This window comes from Pseudomonas sichuanensis, from assembly GCF_003231305.1.
Taxonomy (GTDB): Bacteria; Pseudomonadota; Gammaproteobacteria; order Pseudomonadales; family Pseudomonadaceae; genus Aquipseudomonas; species Aquipseudomonas sichuanensis.
The window spans coordinates 1-4,553 of the sequence record NZ_QKVM01000104.1; the positions used below are offsets into that span (position 1 = coordinate 1).

Annotated in this window: 4 protein-coding genes; 2 read left to right on the forward strand and 2 right to left on the reverse strand. The window is 61.7% G+C overall.

All coding sequences use genetic code 11. The features are described from left to right. Positions 1–98: 98 nt before the first annotated feature. Entirely contained in the window at positions 99–449 is a 351-nt protein-coding gene (gene erpA / locus DM373_RS28080) for an iron-sulfur cluster insertion protein ErpA (protein ID WP_110996579.1), read from the forward strand. Positions 450–509: 60 nt separating this feature from the next. Here the strand turns inward: erpA and DM373_RS28085 are convergent, their stop codons facing one another. Both DM373_RS28085 and DM373_RS28090 read right to left on the reverse strand, forming a co-directional pair. After that, a complete protein-coding gene (locus DM373_RS28085) occupies positions 510–1,601 on the reverse strand; it encodes an anhydro-N-acetylmuramic acid kinase (RefSeq protein WP_110996580.1) in 1,092 nt (363 codons plus the stop codon). Positions 1,602–1,605: 4 nt separating this feature from the next. Beyond that, positions 1,606–3,033, reverse strand: coding sequence for a peptidoglycan DD-metalloendopeptidase family protein (locus DM373_RS28090; RefSeq protein ID WP_110996581.1), 1,428 nt, complete (start codon positions 3,031–3,033; stop codon positions 1,606–1,608). 213 nt (positions 3,034–3,246) lie between these two features. Between DM373_RS28090 and tyrS the strand changes: the two genes are divergently transcribed. Further along, entirely contained in the window at positions 3,247–4,446 is a 1,200-nt protein-coding gene (tyrS, locus tag DM373_RS28100) for a tyrosine--tRNA ligase (protein ID WP_110996582.1), read from the forward strand. Positions 4,447–4,553 lie beyond the last annotated feature (107 nt).

Sequence of the window (4,553 nt, forward strand, 5' to 3'; positions counted from 1 at the left end):
GGGCGACTAAAGCAGCACAATTGTTGACCGATTTTCTCGGACAAGCGGATAATACGCGCCATCGAGTTTTATGGCGGCATTGCGCCGGGAGAATCAACATGAGCGTCGAAACCTTCACCCCCACGGCTTTGGAGTTCACCCAAGGGGCTGCACACAAGGTGAAGACCCTGGTCAGCGAAGAGGGCAACGAGCGTCTGAAGCTGCGCGTTTTCGTGACGGGCGGTGGTTGCTCGGGCTTCCAGTACGGCTTCACCTTCGATGAAGACGTGGCCGAGGATGACACTATCGTCGAGCGTGAAGGTGTCGCGCTGGTGGTCGACCCGATGAGCTTCCAGTACCTGGCGGGCGCCGAAGTGGATTACCAGGAAGGCCTGGAAGGCTCGCGCTTCGTGATCAAGAACCCGAATGCCAGCACCACCTGTGGCTGTGGTTCGTCGTTCTCGATCTGATCCATGGGCTGACATGAAAACGCCGCGCATTTGCGCGGCGTTTTGCATTGTGCGGGCTGGTTAGGCGGGATAGATGGCGCCGAGGACGCGCAGGCCCCTGGCGGCGGTGACGCTGGGACGGTTGGCGGGGATGCGCTCCAGGCAGCAATGGGCCAGCCAGGCAAAGGCCATGGCCTCGACCCAGTCCGGATCGACGCCGTGCGCCGCTGTGCTGGACACCTGGGCGCCCGGCAGCAGTTGCGCCAAGCGTGCCATCAGCGCGCCGTTGCGGGCGCCTCCACCGCACACCAGCAAGGCTTCGGTGCGTTGTTGAGCCTGGCCCAGCGAGTCGATGATGCTGCGTGCAGTCAGCTCCAGCAGTGTGGCCTGTACGTCTTCGTCGCGGTAGCTGGGCAGTTGGGCGAGATGGCCGTCGAGCCAAGGCAGGTTGAAGACCTCGCGGCCGGTGCTTTTCGGGCCGCTGCCAGCGAAGAACGGGTCGCTCAGCAGCGCATGGAGCAAGTCCTGCTGTACCGCCCCGCTGGCCGCCCAGGCGCCGTCGGCATCAAATACCTGGCCGCGCTTGCGCTCGATCCAGGCATCCAGCAGCACATTGCCCGGCCCGCAGTCGAAGCCATGCACTGGTTTGTCCTGCTCGATCAGGCTGAGGTTGCTGAAGCCGCCCACATTGAGAATCGCCAGTCGCTGGCCAAGATGGCCGAACAGCGCCTCATGGAAGGCCGGCACCAGCGGCGCGCCCTGGCCGCCCGCCGCCACGTCGCGGCGCCTGAAATCACCGACCACGCAGATGCCGGTCAGCTCGGCCAGCAGCGCCGGGTTGCCGATCTGTACCGTGAAGCCGCGGGCGGGTTCGTGGCGAATGGTCTGCCCATGGCTGCCGATGGCGCGGATGGCATCGGGTTGCAGGCCTTGCTCGCGCAGCAGGTGCTTGATCCCTTCGGCGGCAAGGGTGGCCCAGTGGTTCTCCGCCAGTGCCGCGCGGGCGATCTCGTCGGGGCCGCTGGCACAGAGGCCAAGCAGCTGCTGGCGCAGGTCGGTGGGCATGGGGATGTAGTGGGTGGCGAGCAGCCGAAGCTGCTCGCGTTGTTCGATCAGGGCGATGTCCAGGCCATCAAGGCTGGTCCCGGACATCACGCCAAGATAGAGCGCCATGTGGTCAGCGCTTGTTGGCAGCGAGCAGGGTGGCCTTTTCCTGATCCATGCGGGCGATCAAGGGTTGGCTCTGCTGGTTGAAGCGCGCGCGCTCAGCCTTGGCGATCGGGTCGGCCATCGGCACCTTCTGGCTCAGCGGGTCGACGTGCACGCCATTGACCTGGAACTCGTAGTGCAGGTGTGGGCCGGTCGACAGGCCGGTAGTGCCGATGTAGCCGATGACCTGGCCTTGTTTGACGCTGCTGCCGGTCTTGATGCCCTTGGCGAAGCCCTGCATGTGGCCATACAGCGTCTTGTACGAGTTGCCATGGGCAATGATCACGGTGTTGCCATAGCCGCCACGGCGGCCGGCCAGTTCGATGCGCCCATCGCCGGCGGCCTTGATCGGTGTGCCGCGCGGGGCGGCGTAATCGACACCCTTGTGGGCGCGGATCTTGTTCAGGATCGGGTGTTTGCGGCCGGCGGAAAAGCGCGAGCTGATGCGGGCGAAGTCCACCGGTGTACGGATGAACGCCTTGCGCAGGCTGTTGCCGTCGGCCGTGTAGTAGTTGGTGTTGCCTTGCTTGTTGGTGTAGCGCACGGCGGTGTAGGTCTTGCCGCGGTTGGTGAAGCGGGCCGACAGGATGTTGCCGGTGCCGACCACCTTGCCGTCCATCATCTTCTGCTCGTAGACCACGTCGAATTCGTCGCCCGGGCGGATGTCCTGGGCGAAGTCGATGTCGTAACCGAGGATGCGTGCCATGTCCATGGTCATGCTGTGGGACAGGCCCGCGCGTTGCGCCGAGGCCGAAAGCGAACTCTTGATCACGCCATGGGCGTAGGCGGTACGCATGACCGGCTTGCTGACTTCGCGATCGAAGTTGAAGCCCTTGTCGGTACGGGTCAGGCGGATGGTTTCGAGGTTGCTTACCTTGCTGTGCAGGCTGGTCAGTTGGCCGTTCTTGTCCAGTTCGAACTGCAGCACCTGGCCATGCTTGAGCTGGCTGAACTGCTTGGCCTGCTTGTTGCTCGCCAGCAGGTCGTGGACGGCGTTGGCCGGCAGGCCGACCTTGTTGAACAGTGTGGAGAGCGTATCGCCGCGGGCTACGACTACCTCGCGGTGGCCGGGGGCCTTGTCTTCCTGTTTGGCGACAGGGGCGGGCTCTGGCTTGCTCTCGGGTTTGGCCTGGGCGGTGTCGGCTTCATCGCCTTCGATCTGGGCGAAGGGCGAGTCGGTGTGTTGTTCGGATTGCACCAGTGGCGCGACGCGGGACTCTTCCTTCAGCTGCTCGGCCGGGCTTTCCAGCTCCAGGCTGAGCGTGGTTTTCTTGGCTTCGACTTCGCTGGAAGGGAAAACCAGCAAGGCCAGGCTGAGGAGAGCAGCGATGCCGCTGGCGGCCAACAGATGGCTTTTCGGATAAAGCGGGGGCGCTTTAGGCGTTTCGTTGGTCATAAGTGAGGTGACTTTGAAAAGGGTGAAGTGGAAAAGATGAATGACATGATGAAGATGAAATAACTGTATAAAATATAACCAAAACCATTCTCGCGCAAGGGCGCGTAGACGTTGCGTTGCGCCGTTCGGGTCACATTCCGTTGCGAAACTTGTATTTGATGGCCGATCTTGTATGGTTGGCTCCCCTTGAATCTGAGCCTTGCGGGTCTGTCTATGAAGTCTGTTGAAGAGCAGCTGGCGCTAATCAAGCGCGGTGCGGAAGAGGTATTGGTCGAGTCGGAACTGGTGGAGAAGCTCAAGCGCGGCCAGCCGCTGCGTATCAAAGCGGGCTTCGACCCTACCGCACCGGACCTGCACCTGGGCCACACGGTGCTGATCAACAAGCTGCGCCAGTTCCAGGATCTGGGCCACCAGGTCATCTTCCTGATTGGCGACTTCACCGGCATGATCGGTGACCCGAGCGGCAAGAGTGCCACTCGCCCGCCGCTGACGCGTGAGCAGGTGCTGGATAACGCCGAGACCTATAAACAGCAGGTGTTCAAGATTCTTGACCCGGCCAAGACCGAGGTCGCGTTCAACTCCACCTGGATGGATAAGCTCACGCCGGCTGATTTCATCCGCCTGGCTTCGCAGTACACGGTCGCGCGCATGCTCGAACGTGACGACTTCGACAAGCGCTACAGCAGCAATCAACCGATCGCGATCCATGAGTTCCTCTATCCGTTGGTGCAGGGCTATGACTCGGTGGCGCTGAAGGCGGACGTCGAGCTGGGCGGCACGGACCAGAAGTTCAACCTGCTGATGGGGCGTGAGTTGCAGCGCTCTTATGGCCAGGAGGCGCAGAACATCGTCACCATGCCGCTGCTCGAAGGGCTTGATGGCGTGAAGAAGATGTCCAAGTCGTTGGGCAACTATGTCGGTATCCAGGAAGCGCCGGGCGTGATGTTCAGCAAGCTCGTGTCGATCCCGGACACCTTGATGTGGCGTTACTTCGAGCTGCTCAGCTTCCGCTCCATGGAGGAGATCGACCAGTTCCGTGCGGATGTGGCGCAGGGTGCGAATCCGCGCGACATCAAGATCAAACTGGCGGAAGAAATCGTTGCGCGTTTCCATGGTGAAGAGGCTGCTGCCAGTGCTCACCGTGCGGCGGGTAATCGGATGAAGGAAGGCGAGCTGCCTGAAGATCTTCCCGAGATCGAAGTCGCTGCGGCTGAAGACTTGCCGATTGCTGCCGTGTTGAACCGGGCTGGGCTTGTGAAAAACTCGGCACAAGCGCGGGATCTGCTCAGTGCTGGCGCCGTGAAGGTTGATGGCGCGGTGGTTGAGCGTGATTTCATGTTTGTCCTGGGCGCTACCCATGTGTGCCAGGCGGGCAAGAAGGCCTTTGCTCGGGTTACCCTCAAGGCTGAGTGATCTGCTGGCGGCGTAGCTATCTATATAGAAGCGGGGAGGCCGACAGGCCTCCCCGCTTTGTTTTCAGGTAAATGACGCTTTCTTGAAATTAAAGGTTGACGGAGTTT

Coding starts and splice junctions, on each gene's coding strand:
- erpA (WP_110996579.1), top strand. CDS start 99: ATGAGCGTCGAAACCTTCACCCCCACGGCTTTGGAGTTCACCCAAGGG.
- DM373_RS28085 (WP_110996580.1), bottom strand. CDS start 1,601: ATGGCGCTCTATCTTGGCGTGATGTCCGGGACCAGCCTTGATGGCCTG.
- DM373_RS28090 (WP_110996581.1), bottom strand. CDS start 3,033: ATGACCAACGAAACGCCTAAAGCGCCCCCGCTTTATCCGAAAAGCCAT.
- tyrS (WP_110996582.1), top strand. CDS start 3,247: ATGAAGTCTGTTGAAGAGCAGCTGGCGCTAATCAAGCGCGGTGCGGAA.